This window comes from Actinoplanes sp. NPDC051859, from assembly GCF_044452725.1.
Classification (GTDB): domain Bacteria; phylum Actinomycetota; class Actinomycetes; order Mycobacteriales; family Micromonosporaceae; genus Actinoplanes.
Genome location: NZ_JBITBX010000001.1, coordinates 680,538 through 703,795, shown reverse-complemented (window position 1 = coordinate 703,795; position 23,258 = coordinate 680,538). Strand labels below are relative to the sequence as shown.

The 23,258-nt window shown below is 69.0% G+C and carries 20 protein-coding genes, 1 tRNA gene and 1 pseudogene; 13 read left to right on the top strand and 9 right to left on the bottom strand.

What is annotated here, in order from left to right; genetic code table 11:
• Window positions 1-58: 58 nt before the first annotated feature.
• A complete protein-coding gene (locus ACIA1L_RS03205; RefSeq protein WP_396070825.1) occupies window positions 59-829 on the bottom strand; it encodes a PIG-L deacetylase family protein in 771 nt (256 codons plus the stop codon).
• 59 nt (window positions 830-888) lie between these two features.
• Here ACIA1L_RS03205 and ACIA1L_RS03200 point away from each other — a divergent pair, with 59 nt between their 5' ends.
• From ACIA1L_RS03200 to ACIA1L_RS03180, 5 genes are all read left to right on the top strand, one after another.
• A complete protein-coding gene (locus ACIA1L_RS03200) occupies window positions 889-2,286 on the top strand; it encodes a phenylacetate--CoA ligase family protein (protein WP_396070824.1) in 1,398 nt (465 codons plus the stop codon).
• A 1-nt stretch (window position 2,287) separates the two neighbouring features.
• On the top strand, window positions 2,288-3,346 hold the full coding sequence (locus ACIA1L_RS03195) for an SDR family oxidoreductase (protein ID WP_396070823.1): 1,059 nt from the start codon (window positions 2,288-2,290) through the stop codon (window positions 3,344-3,346).
• Window positions 3,343-4,941 (top strand): thiamine pyrophosphate-dependent enzyme, encoded by a 1,599-nt coding sequence (locus tag ACIA1L_RS03190; RefSeq protein WP_396070822.1) that lies wholly within the window; start codon window positions 3,343-3,345, stop codon window positions 4,939-4,941. The genes ACIA1L_RS03195 and ACIA1L_RS03190 overlap by 4 nt, the downstream gene beginning before the upstream one ends.
• Before the next feature lie 16 nt (window positions 4,942-4,957).
• Window positions 4,958-6,115, top strand: a complete 1,158-nt coding sequence (locus ACIA1L_RS03185; RefSeq protein ID WP_396070821.1) for a pyridoxal phosphate-dependent aminotransferase — start codon at window positions 4,958-4,960, stop codon at window positions 6,113-6,115.
• A 246-nt stretch (window positions 6,116-6,361) separates the two neighbouring features.
• Window positions 6,362-9,325: a tetratricopeptide repeat protein gene (locus tag ACIA1L_RS03180; protein ID WP_396070820.1), complete on the top strand. Its 2,964-nt coding sequence runs from the start codon at window positions 6,362-6,364 to the stop codon at window positions 9,323-9,325.
• On the opposite strand, the gene ACIA1L_RS03175 is transcribed toward ACIA1L_RS03180, so the two are convergent.
• Entirely contained in the window at window positions 9,322-9,795 is a 474-nt protein-coding gene (locus ACIA1L_RS03175) for a hypothetical protein (RefSeq protein ID WP_396070819.1), read from the bottom strand. The genes ACIA1L_RS03180 and ACIA1L_RS03175 overlap by 4 nt on opposite strands.
• A gap of 269 nt (window positions 9,796-10,064) precedes the next feature.
• Between ACIA1L_RS03175 and ACIA1L_RS03170 the strand changes: the two genes are divergently transcribed.
• Window positions 10,065-10,448, top strand: a complete 384-nt coding sequence (locus ACIA1L_RS03170; RefSeq protein ID WP_396070818.1) for a hypothetical protein — start codon at window positions 10,065-10,067, stop codon at window positions 10,446-10,448.
• 67 nt (window positions 10,449-10,515) lie between these two features.
• Here the strand turns inward: ACIA1L_RS03170 and mraY are convergent, their stop codons facing one another.
• Together mraY and ACIA1L_RS03160 are read right to left on the bottom strand one after the other, a co-directional pair.
• On the bottom strand, window positions 10,516-11,619 hold the full coding sequence (gene mraY, locus ACIA1L_RS03165) for a phospho-N-acetylmuramoyl-pentapeptide-transferase (RefSeq protein WP_396070817.1): 1,104 nt from the start codon (window positions 11,617-11,619) through the stop codon (window positions 10,516-10,518).
• Window positions 11,620-11,766: 147 nt separating this feature from the next.
• Window positions 11,767-12,396 (bottom strand): winged helix-turn-helix transcriptional regulator, encoded by a 630-nt coding sequence (locus ACIA1L_RS03160; protein ID WP_396070816.1) that lies wholly within the window; start codon window positions 12,394-12,396, stop codon window positions 11,767-11,769.
• A gap of 160 nt (window positions 12,397-12,556) precedes the next feature.
• On the opposite strand from ACIA1L_RS03160, the gene ACIA1L_RS03155 reads away from it, so the two are divergent.
• The 3 genes from ACIA1L_RS03155 to ACIA1L_RS03145 all read left to right on the top strand — a co-directional run bounded on the left by ACIA1L_RS03155 (window position 12,557) and on the right by ACIA1L_RS03145 (window position 15,833).
• On the top strand, window positions 12,557-13,201 hold the full coding sequence (locus ACIA1L_RS03155; RefSeq protein ID WP_396070815.1) for an NAD(P)-dependent oxidoreductase: 645 nt from the start codon (window positions 12,557-12,559) through the stop codon (window positions 13,199-13,201).
• Between the two features lie 3 nt (window positions 13,202-13,204).
• Window positions 13,205-14,440: a multidrug effflux MFS transporter gene (locus ACIA1L_RS03150; RefSeq protein ID WP_396070814.1), complete on the top strand. Its 1,236-nt coding sequence runs from the start codon at window positions 13,205-13,207 to the stop codon at window positions 14,438-14,440.
• 1,195 nt (window positions 14,441-15,635) lie between these two features.
• Window positions 15,636-15,833, top strand: a complete 198-nt coding sequence (locus ACIA1L_RS03145; RefSeq protein ID WP_396070813.1) for a hypothetical protein — start codon at window positions 15,636-15,638, stop codon at window positions 15,831-15,833.
• Between the two features lie 227 nt (window positions 15,834-16,060).
• Here ACIA1L_RS03145 and ACIA1L_RS03140 read toward each other — a convergent pair.
• The 4 genes and pseudogenes from ACIA1L_RS03140 to ACIA1L_RS03125 form a co-directional block, all read right to left on the bottom strand.
• Window positions 16,061-16,191, bottom strand: a pseudogene (locus ACIA1L_RS03140) (phospho-N-acetylmuramoyl-pentapeptide-transferase); the annotation flags it as partial.
• 239 nt (window positions 16,192-16,430) lie between these two features.
• Complete coding sequence (locus ACIA1L_RS03135) at window positions 16,431-18,365, bottom strand: arabinofuranosyltransferase (RefSeq protein WP_396070812.1); 1,935 nt, start codon at window positions 18,363-18,365, stop codon at window positions 16,431-16,433.
• 750 nt (window positions 18,366-19,115) lie between these two features.
• A tRNA-Val gene (locus ACIA1L_RS03130) sits at window positions 19,116-19,187 on the bottom strand.
• 58 nt (window positions 19,188-19,245) lie between these two features.
• Window positions 19,246-19,599, bottom strand: a complete 354-nt coding sequence (locus tag ACIA1L_RS03125; RefSeq protein WP_396070811.1) for a TIGR02611 family protein — start codon at window positions 19,597-19,599, stop codon at window positions 19,246-19,248.
• A gap of 410 nt (window positions 19,600-20,009) precedes the next feature.
• On the opposite strand from ACIA1L_RS03125, the gene ACIA1L_RS03120 reads away from it, so the two are divergent.
• The 4 genes from ACIA1L_RS03120 (at window position 20,010) to ACIA1L_RS03105 (ending at window position 22,350) form a co-directional block, all read left to right on the top strand.
• Window positions 20,010-20,441 carry an SsgA family sporulation/cell division regulator gene (locus ACIA1L_RS03120; RefSeq protein WP_014446635.1) on the top strand — a complete coding sequence of 144 codons (432 nt, stop codon included), beginning with the start codon at window positions 20,010-20,012 and terminating at the stop codon, window positions 20,439-20,441.
• Window positions 20,442-20,625: 184 nt separating this feature from the next.
• On the top strand, window positions 20,626-21,528 hold the full coding sequence (locus tag ACIA1L_RS03115) for an AraC family transcriptional regulator (RefSeq protein WP_396070810.1): 903 nt from the start codon (window positions 20,626-20,628) through the stop codon (window positions 21,526-21,528).
• Window positions 21,529-21,644: 116 nt separating this feature from the next.
• The gene (locus ACIA1L_RS03110) at window positions 21,645-22,100 is read left to right on the top strand and encodes an RrF2 family transcriptional regulator (protein ID WP_396070809.1); all 456 of its coding nucleotides are present in this window, start codon (window positions 21,645-21,647) and stop codon (window positions 22,098-22,100) included.
• Window positions 22,101-22,164: 64 nt separating this feature from the next.
• A complete protein-coding gene (locus ACIA1L_RS03105) occupies window positions 22,165-22,350 on the top strand; it encodes a DUF4236 domain-containing protein (RefSeq protein ID WP_396070808.1) in 186 nt (61 codons plus the stop codon).
• Between the two features lie 20 nt (window positions 22,351-22,370).
• Here the strand turns inward: ACIA1L_RS03105 and ACIA1L_RS03100 are convergent, their stop codons facing one another.
• A complete protein-coding gene (locus ACIA1L_RS03100) occupies window positions 22,371-23,240 on the bottom strand; it encodes a hypothetical protein (RefSeq protein ID WP_396070807.1) in 870 nt (289 codons plus the stop codon).
• Window positions 23,241-23,258: the final 18 nt, after the last annotated feature.

Below are 23,258 nucleotides of genomic sequence, written 5' to 3'. Positions count from 1 at the left end.
TGGCGCAGTTCCCCATCGCGCCAAGCCAGCCGGCCCGGTCATGAGCCGGCCGCGGCGGTCAGGAGGCGACGGTGAGGACCGGGCCCGGTCCGGCCGCCGCGTCCGTGACGATCCGCTTGTACGCCTCGGCGTACTCACAGGAGTGGAGCTTGCCGTAACCGAGCATGCGGTCGACCACCCAGCGCACGTCCGCGGCCGGGTCCGTCGAGGTCCGGAACTGGCTGCGGTGCGCGAGAATCGCCGCCACCTTGCGCTCCGCGGTGTTGCCGACGTCGATCAGCAGGTCCGTGTGTTCGTGGCCCGGCACCCAGACCTCGGCCACCCGGTGCGGGGACAGCCCTTCCGCCAGGAGTTCAGGGAAGGCGCGGGGGTTGCGCGCGTCGGGATACACGGCGTTGAGCGCCGCCTGTCCCACGGCCAGGTGATCGGGGTGCGAGGCGCCGATCGGGAACTGCAGCGACCGCAACGGCTGGTGGGTGAGGACGAGGTCCGGCCGGTGCCGGCGGATCACCCGGGCGAGCGACAGCCGCAGCTCGGCATTGTCGGCGAGCAGGCCGTCCGGAAAGCCGAGGAATTCCACTTCGGTGACACCGAGCACCCGCGCGGCATCGCGTTGTTCGGCGGCGCGCGTCGCTGCCAGTTCCGCGGCCGGCTCGTCCGGATCCTCACCGCCTTGCGCGCCATCGCTCACGACCAGATAGCTCACCCGCACCCCCTCGTCGCGGAGGCGGGCAATGGTGGCCCCGAAGGCGAACTCGGCGTCGTCGGGATGGGCGGCGATCACGAGCACCCGCTCGAATCGGCGCGGGAGCGGAATGAGCGGCGTCATGGCCGCAACATACCCCACAGAGTATCGACCGCGATGAAATGGACTGGCCCATTGTGATCATGAATGACAATTCCGCGAATCCGACCGCATGGGCGGAATTCATCACGCGCTGGCACGAAGGAAAGGTGACTCCGCCGGAGCTCACCGCGTGGCAGACCTCGGCCCTGCGGACCGTGCTGGCACACGTACACGAAAAGTCGCCGTTTTATCGTCGCCGGCTCGCCGGCGCGGATCTGTCGATTCCGGACCTGGCCGCGCTCGCTGATCTACCCTTCACCACCAAGGACGATCTCCGCGAGGCCATGCACGACATGCTCAGCGGGACCGTAGGCGAAGCGCAGTTCTATTTTGAAACGACCGGGACCACCGGGCGCCCCACGCCGTGCCCGCGGGCGGCGATCGACTTCGACCTGAACGTGTTGCCGCTGACCCACGCCCTCGACGGCATCGTCCGCAAGCATTTTGCCGGCACCGACGAGCGGCCCATCCTGGCCGTGGTCGCCCCCAACGACGTGCACGCCGCCTGCCTGAGCCTGTCGTTTGCGGCGAAGCAGCTCGGCATCGCCAAGCTGGACCTGTTCCCGATCACCCCGACGCTCGGCTTCGCCCGGTTCTTCGAGGTGCTGGTGGAGCTGCGGGTCAACATGATCCTCTGCTCGCCCGGCCTGCTCATGGCCCTGGCCGAGATGAGCTCCACCTACGGCGTGGAGATTCCGGACGATGTGAACATCAAGGTCCTGCTCACCACCGGTGAGATGTGCTCGGACGGCATGCGTGACCTGCTCTCCGGCACGTGGCACGCCGAGAGCTACAACTTCATGTACGGCTCCCAGGAAGCCGGCTGTCCCGCGGTCACCCGACCCGACGGCTCGGTGGCGGCGATCGAGCCCACCTACCTCCTGGAAGTCCTCGACCTGGACACGGACAAGTCGCTGGGTCTCGAGGGCTACGGCGAGCTGTGCCTCACCACGCTGGTGCCCGGCCTCAAACCGTTGATCCGGTATCGCACCGGGGACCTGGTGCAGATCACCCCGGACGCCGCGGGACACCGGTCGGTCCAGGTGCTCGGCCGGGTCAAGGACATGACCCTGATCGGCGGCATCCGCCGCAGCGCCGCCGAGATCGACAACGCCGTCCTCGCCGATCCCGACCTGATCTACGGGTACGACATCGAGGTGCACGCCACGGACGGCGCGGACCGCCTGCTCGTCCGGGTCAAGGCCAAGGAGGGCGCCGACCAGTCCCGGCTCAAGGCGCTGGTCGCCGGCCGGCTGACCGCCGCGTTCGGCGTGCCCGTCGAGGTGCGCATCCACCCGCTCCTCGATCTGAAGAGCGCGACGGGTGGCTGGGTCAGCTGGAAGACGGCACGCATCAAAGACCTGCGGGTGGCGCAGACCGACGACATCGAAACCCGATCCGCGGCCGACCTGGCCCGCGCAGTCGAACGGGCGATCTGACATGACCGAGCACATTCTGACCGGCGCGACCGGCTTCGTCGGCAGTCACCTGCTGGCCGACCTGCTCGCCGACGACACGACCAGCAAGGTGTACGCCCTGGCCCGCGGCGACGCGGAGCACACTGCCACCGACCGGGTCGAGACGGCCCTCAAACTGGCCGGGGGCGAGCTCGACCCCGACCGGCTGATCGTGGTGGAGTCGGAGCTCACCGAGCCGGCCTGCGGCGTCGACCCCGGCGCGGTGCCGCCCGGCGCCGGTCCCCGGGTCTTCTGGCACCTCGCCGCTTCGCTGCAATGGCGACGGGGACAACGGGAACAGGTCTTCCGCACCAATGTCGACGGCACCCGGCACGCTTTGGACCTCGCGGCGAGCACCGGCGCCGACCTTTTCGTGTACGTCTCCACGGCGTACACCTGCGGTGCGGTCCAGGGTGACATCCCCGAGGAGCTGCACCGGCCGCCTGCCTTCAGCAATGTCTACGAAGAAAGCAAGTGCGCCGCGGAGCACCTGGTCGCCGAGTCCGACGGGCCGCGGCGACTGATCCTGCGCCCCTCGGTCATCGTGGGGTCCTCGCACGACTACCGGCCCAGCGGCAGCTACACCGGCCTGTACGGCTACCTCAGCGAGCTGCGCCGCTTCAAGGACATGCTCGGCGACTCCGACGAGTCGGTGCGTTACACGGCGGACCGCAGCACCCGCATCTCGTTCATCCCGGTCGACCACGTGGTGGCGGACGCCCGCGCCATCGTCCGGGACGAACTGGTCGAGCCGCGGCAGGACATCTACCACGTCAGCGGCCGGTCCGAGGCGTCCGTCGGCCCGGTCACCGACTACATGCTGGAGCTGCTCGGGCTGACCGGCCGGCTGTTCATCATCGACGAGGAGTTCGACGACCCGACCACCTTCGAACGCTTCTTCGCGAAACGCATCGACTTCTTCTCCGACTATCTGCGCCGGGAGAAGCGGTTCGTACGCAGCCACGGCCCTGAGCGGGCCGTGCCAGTGGCCGAGCTGCTCAAGTTCATCGACGCCGAGGACCAAGCGCTGGCCGCCTCGTGAACGTCGCCGAACAGGTGGTCGCCCGCCTGGTCGCCGAGGGCGTCGAGGTCGTCTTCACCGTGCCGGGCGAGCAGCTGGACCCGCTGTTCGGGGCGCTGGCCCGCAGCGGCATCCGGGTGGTGCACGCCCGGCACGAGCAGGGCGCGGCGTTGATGGCGTACGGCTACGCCCGTTCCACCAGCCGGATCGCCGTCTACACCGTCATCTCCGGCCCGGGGGTGCTCAACTCGGCGGTGGGCCTGTCCACGGCGTACGCGGGTGACGCGCGGGTGGTGTGCCTTGCGGGTCAGCTCCCGACCGGCCTGCTGGACCGGGAGCTGGGCGTCCCGCACGAGATGCCGGACCAGCTGGGCGTGTTGCGGACCCTCACCGGCTGGGCGGCCCGGGTCGAGAAGCCCGATGGCGTCGCCGGCGTGCTCGACGAGGCGTTTCACCGGCTGCACCACCGCCGGCCCCGACCGCTCGCCATCGAAATCCCGGCCGACGTCCTGGGTGCGGAGGTCGCCGCACCCGAGTCGTGGCTGCCGCCGCCGCTGCCGGAGCCGCCCGCCGCGGAGGCGATCGAGACGGCCCGGGCGGCGCTGGCCGGCGCCCGGACGCCGATCATCTTCGTGGGCAGCGGTGCGCGGGCTGCGGTGGCCGAGGTGACCGAGCTGGCGGAACTGCTGCGGGCGCCGGTCACCACCGAGCTGGGCGGCCGCGGCATCGTCAGCGACGATCACGAGCTGTCGATCGCCCTGCCCGTGGCGCATCGACTGTGGCCGCAGGCCGACGTCGTCCTGGCGGTGGGCACCCGGCTCTACCGGCCGCAGGTCGAGTGGGGTGTGGACGGCCTGCAGGTCATCCGGGTCGACCTGGACGAGGCCGAGATCAACCGGGTGGCCGCCCCGGCAGTGGCGCTGGTCGGCGACGCAGCACCGACGCTGCGCGCGCTGGTGGACGGGCTCAGCCCGGTGCCAGACCGGCAGCACTGGTGGGCTGAGGTGGCCGAGGCCCGCCGCAGTGTGGACGCCGAGCTGGCAAAACTGACGCCGCAGGTCGACTTCCTGCACGCGATTCGCCGGGCGCTGCCGGACGACGGCTTCTTCGTCGACGAGATGACCCAGGTCGGCTACGTCGCCCGCCTCATGTTCCCGGTCCGGCAGCCCGCCACGTATGTGCTGCCGACCTATCACGGCGCCCTCGGCTTCGGCTTCGCCACGTCGCTCGGCGTCAAGATCGCCCACCCGGACCGCGCGGTGGTGTCCATTTCCGGCGACGGCGGCTTCCTGTTCACGGCGGCGGAGTTGGCGACCGCGGTCCAGCACGGCATCGGCGTCGTCGCCGTCATCTTCAACGACAACTCCTTCACCAACGTCGAGCGGTCCCAGCGCAAGTTCATGCCCACGACGGTCGCCACCGCACTGCGCAACCCCGACTTCGTCCGGCTCGCCGAGGCCTTCGGTGCGGTCGGCGTCCGTGCCCACGACCCCGACGAGCTGTGCGCCGAGATCGCACAGGCGTTCACCCGCCCCCACACGCCGACGGTGATCGAGGTGCCGATCGGCGAGACGGCCAACCCGTGGCCCTGGATCCGGTTGCCGCGGGTCCGCTGACCACTGAGGAGTCCCCATGACACCGCCCTTCCGTGCCGCCCTCGCACACATGCGCACCCAGGAGATCGTGCACATCGCTCGGCTCTGCCAGGAATACCCCGACGCCATCAGCCTGTGCTTCGGGGAGTCGGACCTACCCACGCCGGCCGTCGTCCGAGAGGCCGCGGAGCTCGCCATGGCCCAGGGCAAAACCACCTACGCCGACCGCCGTGGCATCGCGCCGCTGCGGCAAGCCATTCAGGACTACCACCGCCGTACGCACAGCCTCGAGCTCGCCCCGGACCGGATCTCGGCCACGTCCTCCGGGATGACCTCCATCATGATCTCGCTGCAATGCCTGGTGGAGCCCGGCGACAACGTGGTGGTCGTGGCGCCGATCTGGCCGAACATCGTCATCGCCGTGGAGTCGATGGGGGCCACCGTTCGGTTCGTCGCGCTGGAGGCCGACGCCGGAGTGTGGTCCCTGGACCTCAACCGGGTCGAGGCCGAATGTGACGACCGGACCCGGGCCATCTTCGTGGCGACCCCGAACAACCCGACCGGCTGGACCATGACCGCGGATGAGCAGCGCGACCTGCTCGCCCTCGCCCGGAGGAAGCACACCTGGGTGATCGCGGACGAGGTCTACAACCGGATCGTCTACGACGGCTCGGTCGCCACGCCCTCGTTTCTGGAGGTCGCCGAGGACGACGACGCCCTGTTCGTGGTGCAGAGCTTCTCCAAGACCTGGTCGATGACGGGCTGGCGGCTGGGCTGGCTGGTCCACCCGGCCGGCCTGGTCCATCAGGTCGGCAACCTCAGCGCCATCAACAGCACCGGCTCGGCGACCTTCATCCAGCACGCCGGAGTCGCGGCCATCCAGCACGGCGAACCGTTCGTCACCGAGATGCGGGCCCGGTGCACCCTCGGCGCACAGACTGTCGCGGATGCTTTCAAGGGCCACGACCGCATCATGGCCCCGGAGGTTCCCGCGTCGTTCTATTCGTTCTTCCGGATCGAGGGTGCAGCGGAGAACCCCCTTGCGTACGCCGAGGACATCGTCCGTCGCGCCGGGGTGGGCATCGCCCCGGGCACAGCGTTCGGTCCCGGCTTCGAAGGCTATTACCGCGTCTGCTTCGCCCAAGACCCCAAGCGGCTGGAGGTGGCGTTGAGCCGACTGACCGCCGCGGTGTGACCCGCGGTCAGTTGTCGAGGTCGGATCGCCCCGAAATTTGGCTGTTGCCGGGTAGGTCGCCCATCGCCTCGTGACCATGGCGTCCCGATTCCCCCGTACGCATGCGTAACCGGGCGAGGGCGACCTATCCCCCCGACAACGAGGTCAATACTCATTGCTGGATCTTGTACGGAGCATGCGAGACTCTTGTCGGTCCTTGGGGATTTCTTGAATCCCCTGGTCAGATGACAGTCGTGCGGAGGGCAGTTGGCGGCGGAGTTCGGGGTGCTCGGCCCGGTGGAGGCTCGGATCGACGGGCAGCTCGCCGACCTGGGGCACGCTCGGCAGCGAAATGTCCTGGGTGTGCTCCTCGTGGAGGCCGGCCGCCGGGTCACCGTGGACCAGCTCATCGACCGGGTGTGGGGCGAGGAGCCACCACAACGGGCCACGAACGCGCTCTACAGCTACCTGTCCCGCTTGCGCCGTGCCCTGACCGCGGCAGGCGCCGACATCCGGCGAGAACCGGGCGGCTATCTCCTCACAGTGGACCCGCAGACGGTCGACCTGCACCGGTTCCGCACACTGACGGCACTGGCCCGGGCAGCGACCTCGGATCGGTCGGCCGCCGAGCTGATCGGGCAGGCGCTGGACCTGTGGCGCGGCGACCCGTTCACCGGGCTGGACACGCCCTGGCTGGCCGCCCTACGGCGTACGTTGCTCGGCGAACGCCTCGCCGCTGAGCTGGACCGCAACGACGTTCTCCTCCGGCTAGGCCGGCACGGCGAACTGCTCCCCGCCCTCACCGCCGCCGTCGCCGAGCACCCGCTGGACGAACGGCTGACCGGACAGGCCATGCTCGCCCTCTACCGGTGCGGCCGGCAAGCCGACGCCGACCAGCTGTACCGGCGCATCCGGCACAGCCTGGCCGACGAGCTCGGCAGCGACCCGAGCGTCGCGCTGCGCCAACTGCACCAGCAGATCCTCGCCGCCGACCCCGCACTGACCGCGACACCGGCGTCAGCCACCGCACCAGCCACCCCGGCGGCGGTGCCCAGCCAGTTGCCGGCTGACGTCCGAGCTTTCACCGGGCGCACCAAGGAACTCACCGCGCTGGACAGACTGCTGGCACCGACAGCCGGGGACGAACCGCCGCTCACCGTCGCCCTGCTGTCCGGCACTGCCGGGGTGGGCAAGTCCGCCCTCGCCGTCCGGTGGGCGTACCGCGTCCGAGACGCCTTCCCCGACGGCCAGCTCTACGTCAATCTGCGTGGCTACGACGCCGAACAGCCCGTGTCGGTGGCGGATGCGCTGGCCGGGTTCCTCACCGCGCTGGGCGTCCGCGGGCCGGAGCTCCCGCCCGGAACCGACGAACGCGCCGGCCGATACCGGTCCGAGCTCACCGGGCGGCGGATGCTCATCCTGCTCGACAACGCGGCCTCGGTCGAACAGATCCGGCCACTGCTGCCCGGCACCGGCTCCTGCCTGGTGCTGATCACCAGCCGGGACTCGTTGCCCAGCGTGGTCGCCGTCCACGGCGCCGAACGCGTCAACCTGGACCTGCTCCCGGACCCGGACGCCATCGGGCTGCTCCGCAAGCTCATCGGCCCCCGGGTAGACCGCGAACCCACCGCCGCGGCGGCCCTGTCCACGGCCTGCGCCCGGCTGCCGCTGGCCCTGCGCATCGCCGCCGAACTGGCCGCCGACCGCACCGACGTGCCCCTGGCCGACCTGGTCGCCGAGCTCAGCGACCACCAGAACCGGCTCGACCTGCTGGACGCCGGCGGCGACCCCCACGCCGAAGTCCGAGCGGTGTTCTCCTGGTCGTACCAGCACCTCCCCGCCGCCGCGGCCCGGGCATTCCGCCTCTTCGGACTACATCCGGGCGAGACCGTGCACGTCGACGCCGTAGCGGCAATGATCGGCACCGGCACCGCCGAAACCCGGCGACTCCTCGGCACGCTGTCCCGAGCCAGCCTGGTTCAGGCCGCCCCCGGCAGCCGCTACGGCATGCACGACCTGCTCCGCGCGTACGCTGCGGAACTCGCCACCGACCACGACGGCGAGCCGGACCGACGCGCCGCCCTCACCCGGCTGTTCGACCATTACCTAGCCGGCTCCAGCACGGCGATGAGCACGCTCTACCCCGGCGAGGCCGGGGCAGCCGGCAACCCCGACGCGGCCCGCGCCTGGATCGAAGCGGAACGCCCCAACCTCGCCGCCATCTGCACGTACGGCGCGGCGCACGGCTGGCACCAGCACACCATCGACCTCGCCGCGACCCTGTTCCGTTACCTCGACGCGGGCGGCCCGGTAGCCGAGGCGGCGACAGTCACTGCCTGCGCCGTCACCGCGGCCCGAGCCATCGGCGACCGCGACGCCCAAGCACGGGCACTGGCCCACCTCGGCCGGCTCCACCGGCGACAGGGCCGGCTTCCCGAAGCCCTGGAGACCTACCAGCAGGCGCTGACCCTCTACACGGAGCTCGGCGACCGCGCCGCCGAAGCCCTGGTGCTCCGCAACCTGGGCAGCGTCGACTGGCGCCGAGGCGACTACCGCCAGGCCGCGGAACACTACCGGCGCGCCTGGACGGCGTACCGCGACCTCGACGACGACGCCGGCCAGGCCGACGCCCTGGTCAGCCTGGGCCTAGTCGACACCCGGCTCGGCTCACACTCCGAAGCAGCGCAGCGGTTCCAATCCGCCCTCGAGCTGTTCACCGCGCGCGGCGACCGCTACAGCGAGGCGTACGCGCTGTCCCTGCTCGCCCGCCTGCCCCACAGCTCATCGTCATCCACCCTGCTCGACCACGCCGCCCAACACCTCGAGCGCAGCCTCGCCACCATCCGCGGCAGCGGCGACCGGACCGCCGAGGCGTACGCCCGCACCGACCTGGCCGCGGTGCACGCCCGCCAAGGCCGCCTCACCGACGCCGCCGACCAGCTGGGCCGCGCCCTCGTCCTCCACCGGCGGATCGGCGACCGGGTCAGCGAGGCAGAAGCCCTCAACGACCTCGGCCAAGTCCTCCGCGCGGCCGGTGACCCCACCGAAGCCCGCACCCAGCACGGCCAGGCTCTGGCCCTGGCCGAGGAGATCGGCGACCGCTACGAGCGGGCCCGAGCCCACGACGGCATCGCCGCAGCTCTGACCGACACCGGCGACCACGACCAGGCCCAGCCACACGCCGATCAGGCCCGGCGCATCTTCGCCGATCTCGAAATCCCCGCTGTCTAGGCCCTCCGGACCCCATCGATCCACAGCACGGTGACCGGGCAGCCGCGCTGCTTCGCATAGGCGACGACGTCCGCAGTTCCGCCCACACCCCGCGCAGGCTGCCCGTCCCACACGGCAAACAGATGATCGCAGCGATCCACCAACGTCTGACCGGCGGCAAGGAAGCCCCGCTCGCGTGGTGTGGCATCCGGCATGGTGAGCACGGTCGTCGCCGGACGAACCAGATCGTCAAACCGAGCCCGACTGCCATCCCCCGTCAGCGAATCGGCGTAGCCCGCCCACGGCAGCACCGCCTCGAGCCTGCCCCCGGCCGCCAGGACGAAAGCCGCAAACAACTGATCAGCGCCCTCGGCAAGACACGACACCCCCACCAGAGCAGACCCGGCGGGCAACACTCGACGCCAGTGCGCCACCGCGCAGTCAGCAATACCCGCCGGAAGCACCCGGTGGCCTGTCACCCCGTACCGCACAGCACCCTCCTGGCCCTGGTCAGCAGGTTGACTGGTAGGGCAGTTCAGGAATGTAGCGTGCCCACTCCTCGGCGTTGAACCCTGCCCAGTGATCGCACACGCCGGCCGAACCGGCGCGCCGCCTCGACGCATCAGCCACCTTGTCGATCGCCGCGGTGGCCGACGGGGCAGCGACCACGCGCCGATTGGTCAAAGATAAAGATCCACATCAGTGCCACGACCACAGACGCCAACTGTGCGCTTCGACCGAACAGAGCAGGAGAGCCCACATGACCGAACGGGACAGGGGCTCAGACCTCGCCATAGCCGCTGTGCTCTGCGGGGGAATCGCGGTCGTCGGAGCGGCAACCGTGCTGCTGGTGAGCCCGGCCCTCCTCGTCGGCCTGCTGCCGGACGGCTTCGGCGACATCGAGCCGGACCGGATGATGGCCGGATTCGTCGGCGTCTTCAGCACACTCGCCATCATCGTCCTCGTCCTCGCCGCCCGGCGCGGACCTGTCAGCGGTCTCCGCGTCGCGCTCGTCGCAGCACTGGCGATCGTCTCGATCGGGTGCGGCCTCCGAGCATTCGTCCCGGACGAAGAAGCTGAACCAATTCCGGAGAACACCTGCGTGGCCTACAGCGGCGGACGACACACCTGCCCGGGCGGCTGACGTTCAAGGAGAGGCGCAGCTGCAACCTTTCCTCCGCCGGCCGCGGGCTGGAGACCCTTACCGCCGCCTATCCCACGGCTGCCAGAAAATCTGAGTAGAACAGGCCCAGGCCTACGGCCACGCAGACCGCCGCCACGATCCAGAACCGGACCACGATGTTGACCTCGCTCCAACCGGCCAGCTCGTAGTGATGATGCAGCGGCACCATGCGGAAGACCCGCCTGCCGGTCGTCTTGAACGAGACGATCTGGATGACCCAGGTGACCGTGATGATGAAGAAGAGTCCGCCGATCAGAATCGACAGCAGCGTGGTGCGGGTTGCCACCGCGAGTCCGCCGATCAGGGCCCCGAGCCCGAGCGCTCCCACGTCGCCCATGAAGATCCGCGCCGGGGAAGTGTTCCACCACAGGAAGCCCACACAAGCGCTGGCAGCCGCCGCCGCGATCATGGCGATCTCGAGAGGATCGCGGACCTCATAGCAGTAGGTGCTCGCGCGGGCGTACGTCTCGTCCGCGCACCAGTGCCGGTATTGCCAGTACCCGATCAGCGCGTAAGCGCCCAGGACCAACGTCGATGCGCCGGTGGCCAGGCCGTCGAGGCCGTCGGTGAGGTTCACGCCGTTCGACATCGCCGTGATCACGAAGACGAACATGAGTACCGAGCCGACCTTGCCAACATCCAGGAGGCTGATGTCTCGAATGAAGGAGATGTGCTCGCTGGCCACGGTCTGACCGTTGGTGCTCGCCACAGCAAGGGCAGCAATGCCGAAGCCGGTGCCGATGATCGCTTGGCCGAGCAGTTTCGCTTTGGCGGACAGGCCGTCCGAGTTGCGCTTGCGCACCTTCAGGAAGTCGTCGACGAACCCGACCGCGCCGCAGAAGACAAACAGTCCGAGCAGGACGAGGGCAGTCATGGTCGGCTTTTCCTGGGCGATCTGCCGCTCGGGCAGCGTGGTCAGCGCCAGGTGGCCGGCGACGTACGCGATGAGGGTCGCCACGATGAACACGACGCCCCCCATCGCCGGGGTGCCCTTCTTGCCTTCGTTCGAGGCGAGCCCGAGAGAGCGGATCGGTTGTCCGGCCTTGAGCGCGGAGAAAACCCGGATCGCCACCGGTGTGCCGAACAGGGAGACGATGAAAGCGACTGCGGCCGCGACGATGACTGCCCTCACGAGCGAGCCGCAACGAGATCCGAATTACGGACGGCATTCCCACAAACGCCACGCGTGTGGGACATCTCAGCATCGTCGGTCACGGGGCACGATCTTGCCAAATGCCAGCAACCTCGTCGCAGTCTCGCGGACGGCTGGCTGGCCGCTTCAGCGGGGCAGGATGCGCGTTATCGCCTCGTGGTCGCCGCTGAGCCGCAGGCCTTGCTGCACTGCGGCGCTCGGGTCGAGCTCGCCGAGCAGGGTGGCGGCCAGGAGGTGCGGCGGTCCGGTCAGCGACGCGGTGGGGTGGTCGACCCGGCCGGCGTGGGTGTGCACCGAGCCGTCCTTGACTTCGATGACCAGGTCTTCGTTGCCGTCGGCGTGCAGTTGCAGGGCGATTGCCGGCTCGTCGGGGCGATGGTCGGTCAGTGCCCGGGCGGGCATGTCCAGCCAGTGGGTGCGGAAGGTGTCGTTGCTGCCCGGCTCACGCAACAGCGGCACGCCCCACCGGCTCAGTTCCTGCAGCACCGGCTCGAGCGCGCGGCCACGCTCGGTGAGGGAGAACAGGGTGGTGGCTACCGGCGGCGGGGCGGCCTCGCGGTGGATCAGGCCGGCTTGCTCGAGTTCGCGGAGCCGGTCGACCAGCAGGTTGCTGGCGATCCCGGGCAGCCCTTTGCGCAGGTCGGTGTGCCGGCACGGACCCAGGGCGAGCAGTTCGCGGACGATCAGGAGGGTCCACCGGTCGCCGATGGTGTCCAGTGCTTTCGCGATGCCGCAGTACTGCCCGTAGGTGCGCATGCCAGCACCCTACCTCGCAACGTTGAGATTCAAAACTCTCTTGTTGACTTTCTCAACAAGCTCGGTCTAGCGTCGAGTCCGCCGACGAGCGCGGCAGCACCGCGGCCCTCGTCGCCGACGGTCAGCCCGTCCTCTGACCAGCAGAAACAAGGAGTAACACATGAAGATCGTCCTGTTTGGTGCCAGCGGCAACATCGGCCGGCCCACCCTCGAAGAACTCCTGCGTCGCGGCCACACCGTCACCGCGGTCACCCGCGCTGGCCGCTTCGACGGACTCAAGCACAAGGCCTTGACCGTGACCTCCGGTGACGTCACCGACCCCGCGACGGTCGCCTACCTCGCCGCCTCCCACGACGCCGTACTGTCGGCCGTCGGGCCCCGGATCGGCCAGGAGAACGACCGCGCCACGATCGTCGGTGCCGCCCGTGCGCTGATCGACGGACTCCGCCGAGCCGGCGTCAGCCGCCTGGTCACCATCGGCGGTGCCGGCAGCCTACGCACGCCGACGGGCGCCCGGGTCATGGACGACCCGGACTTCCCCGCACTGTGGAAAGCCAACGCCGAGGCCCAGTCCGAAGCGCTCGACCTCTACCGCGGCGTGCACGATCTCGAGTGGACGTACGTGTCGCCCGCGGCAATCATCGCAGCGGGCGAGCGGACCGGGGCCTACCGCAGCGCCGGGGACACTCTGCTCACCGATGACGACGGCAACAGCCGCATCTCGTACGCCGACTACGCGATCGCCTTGGCCGACACGATCGAAAGCGGCACCGCGATCCGCCGCCGCATCACCGTGGCGTACTGAGCCATGAGCAACGACACCGCCGGCCGGCAAACCCGATTCATCGTCCTGCTCGCTGCGCTCGTGGCCTTGGGACCATTGTCTATCGACAGCTACCTGCCCGGACTGCCGGCCCTCGCCGGCGATTTGCGCGCCAACGCCGCGGCCACCCAGCTCACCATCACCGCCTGCCTGGCCGGGCTGGCGATCGGACAGCTGATCGCCGGGCCGCTGAGCGACACCTACGGCCGGCGGCGTCCGTTGCTGGCGGGCCTCGCGCTCTACACGATCGCCAGCGCGCTCTGCGCGGTGGCGCCCGACGTCTGGACCTTCGTCGGCCTGCGCCTGGTCCAAGGGATCGGCGGGGCGTTCGGCATCGTCATCGCCAACGCCATGGTCCGCGACCGCACCTCCGGCGCCCGCACCGCACGTCTCTTCTCCGCACTGACCTTGATCACCGGCCTGGCGCCGGTGTTCGCGCCGGTCCTCGGCGGACAGCTCCTGCGCGTCACGGCCTGGCCGGGAATCTTCGTGGCCCTGGCCGCACTCGGCGCCGTGATGCTGGCGGCCTCCGCCGCAGGACTGCCGGAGACCCGGTCCTCCGCTCCACGCCAACCGCTGCTGACTGTCTTCCGGCAGCTGCTCAGCGACCGCGTCTTCACCGGGTACGTCCTGGCCAACGGCCTGGTCTTCGCGGCGATGTTCGCCTACATCTCCGGCTCGCCGTTCGTCCTGCAGGAAATCCACGGTCTGTCGCCGCAGCAGTACAGCGCCGTGTTCGCCGTCAACGCCGCCGGACTCATCGCGGCCGCCCAGATCAGCGGCCGGCTGGTGGCCCGGGCCGGCGCTCGCGTGCTGCTGCTCGCCGGTCTGCTGAGCGCGACAGCCGGTGGCACCACGGTCCTGGCCGCGGTGTTGACCCGGGCACCCCTGCCCGCGCTCCTGATCGGCCTGTTCGTCCTGGTCGCCAGCGTAGGCCTGGTCATGCCGAACGCCGCGGCCCAGGCCCTGGCCGACCACGGCAGACACGCCGGGTCGGCCGCCGCACTGCTCGGCTTCAGCCAGTTCATGATCGGCGGGGCACTTGCTCCGCTGGCCGGCGCGGGTGGCGCCACCGACGCCTTGCCGATGGGCATCATCGTCGCCGTGCTGCCGGCGCTCGCCCTGCTCGCACTCGGTGTCCTCACCCGGTCGGTGTCCGGTGAGCGCACTCGCAGCCGACCGCGCCAGGACATCGAGCGCAGCCGAGCCGACATCCACTAGGCCGTTTCATCCTTCGTCACGCGGTGACTCGACGTGGTGCAGGACGAGGATGGCCTGCACCACGTCGGCGGCCACCTTGCAAGCTCAATCGCGCTTCAGGTCAAAGGACCGGATTCGCAACCCTGACCGGGTGCACCCGCAACGAACGACTCCTGCCGGCTTCCGCCCAACTGTCAGAGAGTGCAGGTCCCCCCGCCGCGCTCGAGCCGACCGCCATCGGCCGCGCTCTCGGCGGCTAGGCGACTCCGTTACCGCTCCAGCCACCGCCACTCGACCCGCTGACCGAGATCACGTCGGTGCGACCGAAGCCGCCGAACCCGCCGCTCATCCCGCCGTTTCCTTGATCTCCTCCTTCGCCGACGGTCGACCTGTTACTCCCGGTCGAGCCACCGATAGTGCCGCCGCCAATGAACACCGTGTTGGAGCCGCTTGCCGCCGCCGGGCCGGCGGCAACAACTAAGGCACCGATGATCGAGGCGCCGACCACGGCCCCAGCAACTGCCAGTTTCCTGAGCTTCATAGGAGTCCCCCTCGGACAGCCACGCGGAAGTTCCGCATGCCACCAAGCAGTCTGTCCAGCCCCCTTTCGGCAACCTTTCGCCAGCATCCAGGCCCACAGTCCAACGGGCACCCTCCACCAAGAACGAAGCCCACACGTCCCGCAGACCCGACCATCGGATCAGCACAGCTCGACAAGCACGGAGTCCAACCGCTCCCCGACGACGGGCATGCCCGTAAGGGGAACGTGAAGTTCGATGGTTGGGAGCGCATTGCCCCGACAGTTGCGCTAGCCAACCCCGAAAGGTGATGTCGAGGAGCCACAACCCACCGGCCTGCCGAACGCCGCAGCCCAGGCCCTGGCCGAAGACCCACCGCCGGAGACGCACAGACCAATGTCGAGACTCCGCATCATCGCGACCGTGCCCCACAAACCGCGCGATGCAGGCCTCCCGTTGCCAGGATCACACCCGCGGGAAAGCAACAGGTCACAGCAATGCAGTCGACGCGACCGCCGCAAAGTTGATCTTCACTGCGGCGAATGGGGCAGCGCTTTCGCCCTGAATCATCAAGGATGAAAATCCACATTGTTCGCCGGCGGGAGGAAAGCATTCGGCCCACAGCACAACAAGAGATACGTAGGTCGGTTACCGGGCAGGAAGCACCGGCACCGGCCAATGCCATCGGGGAGGCACACATGCGTAACCATCTTCTTGACAACCTGAAGCGCCGACACACCACTCGACACCAGCCATCGACCCGGCGCGGCAAAGTCCGTCGCACCTCGCGCGACGCCGCCGCCCGCATTCTGCGCACCGAGGATGATCACCTTCTCGGCCTGCCCGCTCAGCGCCTGCCGAAAAGCACGTTGATCGACCACTACCCGCAGCGGTAGTAGGCCGGCCTCACACCAGAGGCTGCAGCCGAACCGTTTCCATCCGCCGGTCGAGGCCCGCCCGTCGCAGCTCGTAGCGACCTTCACCCAACACCCGTCTGCGCCGCATGGCCCGGGCGGGCTCCGACCCTACCTCTGCGACGTGACGCCGGGCGATGCCGGTCCGCCGCCGGATCCGCGACGTCACCTCGGCCACCTCACCCAGCCCCGCCGCCCCACTTCGCGGACTATCCGGCGACCGCCAGAAAATTCGAGGAGAACAAGCCCCACCGATCGCTACGCAAACAGCCGCCACGCTCCAGAATCGGACCACGATGTTGACTTCGCGCCACCCGCCCAGCTCGAAGTGATGGTGCACGGACCGCGCACACGACGGATCCGCACGCCCCGGGACAGTGTTGCCAGCTCTCTTTCGCTGACCTTTCGTCACCATCTCCGGGCCTCCCGCCCAGCTCCGTAAGGAGAGACGGCTGGGCGACCCGCGGGACGACATCGGGCCTGGTCCGCCAGTGGCGGATCAGGCCCGATGATCCGCGGATGCGGTGTCGACCCGGGCGAAGCAACGCGGCGGCCGGTAATGCCGCCGCGTTGCGCGGGTCAGGTTCCGGGACGGCGAACTGCCACCAGGTCGGGACCCACCTGCTGGATGTCGAAGTACTGCGGTTGGATCAGCTTCCTCGGGATGAGAATGTCGGTGGTTTTCGTGCCGTACGGGAAGGCGTCCTCTGCGTACGTGTAAACCAGGTTGTCGTTGTCCTTGAAGCCCAGGGCAATGGCGTCGATCTTGTCGAACGGGTTGTCGCCGGACCGGGCGGCAAACTCCGCCGGGGTGGCCGATGCCGCGAGTTCCCGGAGGAAGTCGAGGCGTGGGTGGAACTGGCTCACCGGGTGGCTGTAGTTCACGTTGTACTGCACGAAGCCGTAATAGGGATAGATGGACATCAGGTCCGGACGGGCGGTCAGCACGACCGGGTGGTCCTCACCCTTGTACTTCCCGTCGATAGCCGCGGCGATCGGGCCGAGCGGATTGGGCGCCACCTGCGCGTCCTCGCGGTGGAATCGGGGCAGGGTGCCGTCCGGCATCGCCTGGTTGTGGGCGACCTTCGCCGCACCCGAGACCCAGTAGCCGAACTGGTCGCCGACGAAGACCACGAGCAGGACACCGATGACGGCGGCAACCCGGCCCACGAGGTTCATGGAGAAGCGTTTCGCGGCGTACCCAGCCAGCCGGACGCCTGCCATCGCTGCCGCGGCGAGGAGCACTACCGGGACCAGTTCTCGCATGCGGAACGACATCAGCGGCTTGTCGACAGCCATGAACACGAAGCCCGCCACGTGCCAGACGTAGAGCGAAATGAGCAGGATCAACATCGCTCGGGAGAGCGCCTCCTTGGCCGTCGCCACCAGGAAGATCAGGCCGGCGAGGCAGAGCGCGCCGAAGACCGACGGCTCGAGGAAGGGCAGGTGCAGCCCGATGACCTCGGGCACGAGCCAGCGGTTGTTGAGCGACTCGACGTGGGAGGAGGTCAGCATGCTCCAGGCAAGCGGCGCCCAGAACACTGCCGAGCCGGCGGCTGCGATGCCCAGAATGACAGCGGTACGGCCGGTCTCCCGCCAGCTGTGTGTCCCGCCGCGGCGGGTCACGAAGTAATGCAGGACAAGCACAAACGGAATGATGAAGAAGAAGTAGTAGTAGCAGGTGAAGAAGGCCGCACCGATCAGGCCGAGGACTACCGGGTGCAGGCACTTGACTCCCCGGCGGGTCAGACCGAAGCCCACCTCGAGCCACCAGGGAATGAAGGTGACCACCACGATGGCGGCGTACGGCTCGTGGAGCCAGGGGATGAACAGGAGCGTCGCCGAGATGAGCGCCGCGGTGCGCGGCGAGGTGATCCGCCGCCACATCAGGTAGGTCAGAATCGGCGCGATGAACGCCACCACGATCGTGCCCAGCTTCAACATCTGCCAGGGCACCACGCCGGTGAGAGCCGAGATCCGCCCCAGCACCCAGAAGTACGCGGGCGCGTAGTAGGTCGGCAGATCCTTGTACATGTAGTCGTCGAGGTGCCAGGTGTCCGCGAAGCGGGTGACCGCCTGCTGCCGGAACAGGTTGTCGCCGGTCACCCCCAGGGTGTCGAACGGCGTGCCGTGCAGGGAAACAAGCAGGGTCAACGAGCCCATGGCCCCGAACAGGGCCGGCAGCAGGTCCGCGTCCCAGGTGCTCTTGGTTCGCCGAGCCCACCAAACAGCGCCGGCTGCGAGCGCGGCCACGACGACAGGAAGGGAGTGCAGGCCGTACTGGGTACGATTGGAGTACGGATCGACGTCCATCGCCACCGCCGCCAGGTGAACGAGAAGGACGACGAGAGCTGCTCCCGCGCCGAAAATCAACGGCCGCCACTGGATGAACATCCGCCGGGGCAGACCGCCCGCAGACGGCTTGTCGGGCTCGGAGGCCGGACGAACCGCGTCGCCCGAAGATTCACCAGGTGATGACACTTCGGCCTTCGGCGGATCTAGCGCGCGTTTCATCCGTTCTCCAACTTCTTAAGGGCCGATCAAGATCGCGCGTAGACTACTCAGCCATCCGCATCCGTTCCACCCGGTCGATACCGGACACCAGCGCATCAGGTCGATTCAAGGCATTTGCGCAGACTAATTCGACGCCGGCAACAACCAGCAACGAACTGGCGCGGGCCCGTCCAGGAACCGCCCTAACCACCACTTTGCTCCACAAAGGATGGTCCGCCAACTGCCGTTCCAGGTCACCACGACGCGGCCAGAGTCATTGCCCAGCAACACTTGCGCGACCCGACCCAACCCCAGCGCAACCCCCGCGGAGCGCAGCCCGCTCCCAGCACAGCCCTCGCGCAGAGCACCCCCCCATGCAGAGCACGGCCCTGTGAAAGCGCAGCCTGTGAAAAGCACAACCACCGCGCAACGCACCGCCGCGCGGAGCCCCCGCTACAGCCAGCAACTCCACCGACACCGGCGACAACTACCTCAGCGCGCACCGCACCCCCGCACACAGCGCAGCCTTGCCCGAGAGCGCAGCCCCCGCACAGCGCAGCACTCCCAGAAGCACAACCAACGCGCACAACGCAGCCCCGCCGAGAGCCCCACTAACGCGCCCAGCCAGCCAAGAGCACAACCAACGCGCGCAACCAACGCGCCCAGCGCACCCACCGCACCGCGGGGTTTTCGGGGGCTCGGCCCCCGGAGCAGACAAAACGAGGGGCCGCGGTCCGCGCTTTCCGCGGACACACGACCCCTGCCATCTCGTGGGCGATACTGGGATCGAACCAGTGACCTCTCCGGTGTGAACGGAGCGCTCTCCCGCTGAGCTAATCGCCCTTGCCGCAGCAGACTGTACCGGACCGCGCGAGTGGTGTGCGAATCAGGGGTCGGCGCGTCAGACGGTCAGGAGGTCGCGGATCTTGACGATCAAGTCGACGCCCATGGTGAGCTTGACCGACAGCCACACGACGGCGCTGATGAAGACGAAGCCGAGGAAGCCGATCACGGCGCGCAGGGGCAGTGACTGTTGGAGGACCCAGTGGGTCCAGGACTGCACGTGCCGCTTGGTGAACTGGAGCAGGTGGCGGGCCCAGACGAATTCGACCGCCCAGATGGCGAGGCCGAGGATGACAATGGCCCAGCCTGGTCCGGGGAGCGGGATGAGGGCGATGCCGACGGCGACCACGACGGCGCCGAGCACGCCGACGCCGACCTTGAGGGCGAGGTGGCTGCTGCGGTTGGCTCGCATCCGATCAAGAGCGCCGTGCCATCTGCCCGTCACGCTTCGTGGCGATTCGGCGACAGGAGTGGGCGAATCGGTCACCTGGTCGGATTGGGGCATCTCATTCACTTTCCCGGCAAAGATCGCGGACTCCCGGTCATTTCATCCCCTAGTGTTCCGCCTCCCCGTCACTACCCGGGGGAAATGGACGTTACCGGAGTGAGTCAACTGCTGGACCCACCCGACGCCGGGCGGAACCGAGTACTTGGGCAAACAAGACAACATACCGTTTAACGGCTCGTTCGGAGAGCTTATCGGAACCGTCTTCCCACTACTGGGTGAGATCAGCGTATGGCGGAGCGTAATGACAGGGATCACCTGAGTATGGGAAACGCGGGGTTCACCAGCCTCGCAGCGGTGCCGGGGGGAGTTCGTCCATGAGTACCATTCGTCCAACGACCGTCGAGGTCGAAACCTCGCTGCGGCTCGTAGCGCCTGATGCCACGGCCCTGCCCGTGCGCGCCAGTCTGCGGTACGACCCAGCCGACCCGTACGCGGTCCACGTGTTGTTCCACGCAGAATCAGCCGGTGGGGAAGCCGTGAGCTGGTCCTTTGCGCGGGAACTGCTCGTGACCGGGCTCGATGAGCCCGCGGGGATCGGGGACGTCCGGGTGTGGCCGTGGGCCACGCCGCGGGGCGACTTCGTGGCCCTGGCGTTGTCGTCGCCCGACGGCAACGCACTGTTCGAAGTACCACGCAGCGTTCTGGTTCGGTTCCTCCGGCGCACCTATGTGGTGGTTCCGCGGGGCCGGGAGTCCGATCATCTGGACGTGGATGCGGCGGTCAACCGGCTACTCGCCGGGCGATAGCAACAACGAATTCACGGGGCGACCCGTGCGGACACTGCCGGTCCGTACGGGTCGCTTTTTCGCGTACGGAAATCGCGGCCTTTTTGTCCGTTTCAATGCTCGTTTTCCTGATCGTCTAGCGGATATCCGGCGACCTGGCGACTCCCACGTGCATCGCAGGTCACGGCCGGATACGGTCGCCTCGATGGCCACGCCAGGACAGCAGCGCACCCGGCCCGCGCCCGCACCGCAGAGCGCCGGCGTGGGCACGTGTGCGCTGTCGCAGACCGACCTCACCGCCGACCCGACGCGGCCCCGGCGGTTGCCCTACCACCTGCTTGCCCTGACCACCGCCGGGCACGGCACGGTCGAGATCGACTTCACCGCACACAGCTGCCGGCCGGGAACCCTGCTGTGGGTACGGCCGGGGCAGGCACTCCGGTTCGGCGGTGAGCCTGGCCTGGATGCCGCCCTGGTGACCTGGCGGCGCGACCTGCTCCCGGCGACCGAGAGCACCGGCGTGCCGGTGGATGACCTGCCCGGACCGGCGCGCTGGCAGCTCGCGGGCGAGGACGAAGACGCGGTCATCAGCGAGGTGGCACAGCTGGGCGTCGACTGCGTGCGCCACCCGACCGGCCCGGTCGCCGCGGGTTTGCTCCGACACCAGGTCGCGGTGCTGCTGCTCCGGATCGCCCTGCTCGACGACACCGTGCGAGGCGCTACGTCTCCCGCTGAGGCCCGTACCTTCGTCCGCTTCCGCCGGGATCTGGAGGAGGGGCACCCGCGTAGTCGCCGGGTGGAGGATTACGCGGCGCGCATCGGCTGCTCCGTTCGTACGCTGACGAGGGCTTGTCTGTCGCTGACCGGGCGGACCGCCAAGCAGGTCGTCGACGATCGGGTGGCGCTCGAGGCCCGCCGCCTGCTGGCCTGCACGGACCTGTCGGTGGCGGAGATCGGCCGGCGGCTCGGCTTTGGCGAGCCAACGAACTTCGGCCGCTTTTTCCACCGCGAGGCGGGGTTGAGCCCGGGCGCTTTCCGGAGTTGGGTCGCTGCCCGGGAGACGGCACTGGGCGACCGGGTGCCAGTGCCAAGATCCGCCATGGAGTGAGCTTTCGCCCCGAACGAGGGACAGTGCGATCACGCAATGACGCTGCGTGATGCCCGAATTCCCATAATTCCCGGGGTCGGCGGGGTGCACGCGCGCCGGGACGGCATGATGGTGGGGTGCAGATCTCCGCGCGTGGCGACTACGCGGTACGGGCGGCGCTGAGCCTGGCTAACGCCTACCCGGCCTTGATGTCCGCCCAAGCCGTCGCCCAGGACCAGAACATGCCCCGAAAGTTCCTCGAAGCCGTGCTCGCGGATCTCCGTCGGGCCGGCGTGGTGCGCGCGCAGCGCGGCGCCGAGGGCGGCTACACGCTGTCACAGCCGCCCCGCGACGTGACGATCGGCCAGATCCTCCGGGCCGTCGACGGGCCGCTCGCCGGGGTGCGCGGGCTGCGTCCGGAGGAGACTCAATATTCGGGTGCCGCGGAAAATCTGCCGAACCTCTGGGTCGCCGTCCGCGCCGCCGTGCGCGAAGTGGTGGACGAGGTCAGCCTCGCCGACCTGATCAGCGGCCGGATGCCCGCCCACGTCCGCAAGCTGACCACCCGCCCGGACGCCTGGCAGCCCCGCTAGTTTCAGAAGATCGGCCATCGGGAATCCGTCTGTCACCCGACGATTCCACGGAAGGGATTCCCCGATGGGCATCATGTACCGCAGCCGCAAGAAGTTCGGACCGCTGATCCTCAACTTCACCCAGCGGGGCCTCTCCTCGTGGACGATCAAGATCGGGCGCTGGTCCTGGAACTCCAAGGCGAAGGCGCACCGCGTCGACCTGCCCGGCCCGCTGTCCTGGAAGCAGGACAAGTCCGGCTCTCGCTCCTGAGCGGAGCGCCGTGACCACACTCAGCCCGAAATGAGCACGTCGCCGCCGAGCCGGCCGTGCTCGGGGCGCCGGGTCACCGTCCCGGCGTCCAGCAGCGCGTGGAGCACCCGGGTGGCGTCCGCCGCCCGGTAGACGGTCTCGGTCAGGGCGAAGGTCCGCAGCTCGGTAACGCTGACCTCGCCCCGCTCCGCCAGATGCGCCAACAGTTCGCGGCGCAGCGGACCGGGATGCGGATTGAGCGAGATGTCGATCAGATGCCGCTCGGGGTCGCCCGGATCGCGGTAGCGCACCCCCGCGAACTCGTCCACCGCCCACAGTAAATCCTTGAAGCCCTCGAGGTGCTTGCCCAGCGTCGTGGCATAGAGCAAGACCTCGCCCGGCTCGGCTGACACCGCCAGCTCCACCGCCGCCACCAGCGGAAATCCCGCCTGCCGCAGCTCGTCACGCGCCTGCGACACCGGCGACGCCCCGGGCAGGACCACGATCACCTCGGCCGGTTTCCCCGTCGCCAGGGCCGACAGCATGGTCGCCGTGGGCGGCTCCCCCACGGCCGTCGCATCCAGAAAACCCAGCACGGGTACGCGCGCAGCACCCGCCGCCTTCAGGGCCAGCCCCCACACGTCCTCGGTCCGGCCCGGCACACTATGGACGCTCAGCCCGGCAGCGCCTGCCCCGTCGAGCTCGCCGCCGACGGCGACCATCGCCAGCTCACGCCCCCGGACCAGGTCGGACTGTTCGGTGAAGACACCCAGCGCGGCCGCGGCCAGCGGCTGGGTGGACTCGGCGTAGCCATGGACGTAGACGGCTCGGCGAGCACGATGGAGCGCCGCCGGGGCCCACGCTTCGAGGTGACGGACCAGGATCTCGCGCTTGACATCGGCGACACTCATGACCTCGTTCTACCTTGT

What these genes read in the sequence shown, in the direction of transcription:
- ACIA1L_RS03200 (WP_396070824.1), top strand. Translation starts at nt 889, where the DNA reads ATGAATGACAATTCCGCGAATCCGACCGCATGGGCGGAATTCATCACG.
- ACIA1L_RS03115 (WP_396070810.1), top strand. Translation starts at nt 20,626, where the DNA reads ATGGCCACGCCAGGACAGCAGCGCACCCGGCCCGCGCCCGCACCGCAG.
- ACIA1L_RS03170 (WP_396070818.1), top strand. Translation starts at nt 10,065, where the DNA reads ATGACCGAACGGGACAGGGGCTCAGACCTCGCCATAGCCGCTGTGCTC.
- ACIA1L_RS03195 (WP_396070823.1), top strand. Translation starts at nt 2,288, where the DNA reads ATGACCGAGCACATTCTGACCGGCGCGACCGGCTTCGTCGGCAGTCAC.
- ACIA1L_RS03150 (WP_396070814.1), top strand. Translation starts at nt 13,205, where the DNA reads ATGAGCAACGACACCGCCGGCCGGCAAACCCGATTCATCGTCCTGCTC.
- ACIA1L_RS03100 (WP_396070807.1), bottom strand. Translation starts at nt 23,240, where the DNA reads ATGAGTGTCGCCGATGTCAAGCGCGAGATCCTGGTCCGTCACCTCGAA.
- ACIA1L_RS03185 (WP_396070821.1), top strand. Translation starts at nt 4,958, where the DNA reads ATGACACCGCCCTTCCGTGCCGCCCTCGCACACATGCGCACCCAGGAG.
- ACIA1L_RS03205 (WP_396070825.1), bottom strand. Translation starts at nt 829, where the DNA reads ATGACGCCGCTCATTCCGCTCCCGCGCCGATTCGAGCGGGTGCTCGTG.
- ACIA1L_RS03155 (WP_396070815.1), top strand. Translation starts at nt 12,557, where the DNA reads ATGAAGATCGTCCTGTTTGGTGCCAGCGGCAACATCGGCCGGCCCACC.
- ACIA1L_RS03125 (WP_396070811.1), bottom strand. Translation starts at nt 19,599, where the DNA reads ATGCGAGCCAACCGCAGCAGCCACCTCGCCCTCAAGGTCGGCGTCGGC.
- ACIA1L_RS03105 (WP_396070808.1), top strand. Translation starts at nt 22,165, where the DNA reads ATGGGCATCATGTACCGCAGCCGCAAGAAGTTCGGACCGCTGATCCTC.
- ACIA1L_RS03135 (WP_396070812.1), bottom strand. Translation starts at nt 18,365, where the DNA reads ATGAAACGCGCGCTAGATCCGCCGAAGGCCGAAGTGTCATCACCTGGT.
- ACIA1L_RS03120 (WP_014446635.1), top strand. Translation starts at nt 20,010, where the DNA reads ATGAGTACCATTCGTCCAACGACCGTCGAGGTCGAAACCTCGCTGCGG.
- ACIA1L_RS03145 (WP_396070813.1), top strand. Translation starts at nt 15,636, where the DNA reads ATGCGTAACCATCTTCTTGACAACCTGAAGCGCCGACACACCACTCGA.
- ACIA1L_RS03160 (WP_396070816.1), bottom strand. Translation starts at nt 12,396, where the DNA reads ATGCGCACCTACGGGCAGTACTGCGGCATCGCGAAAGCACTGGACACC.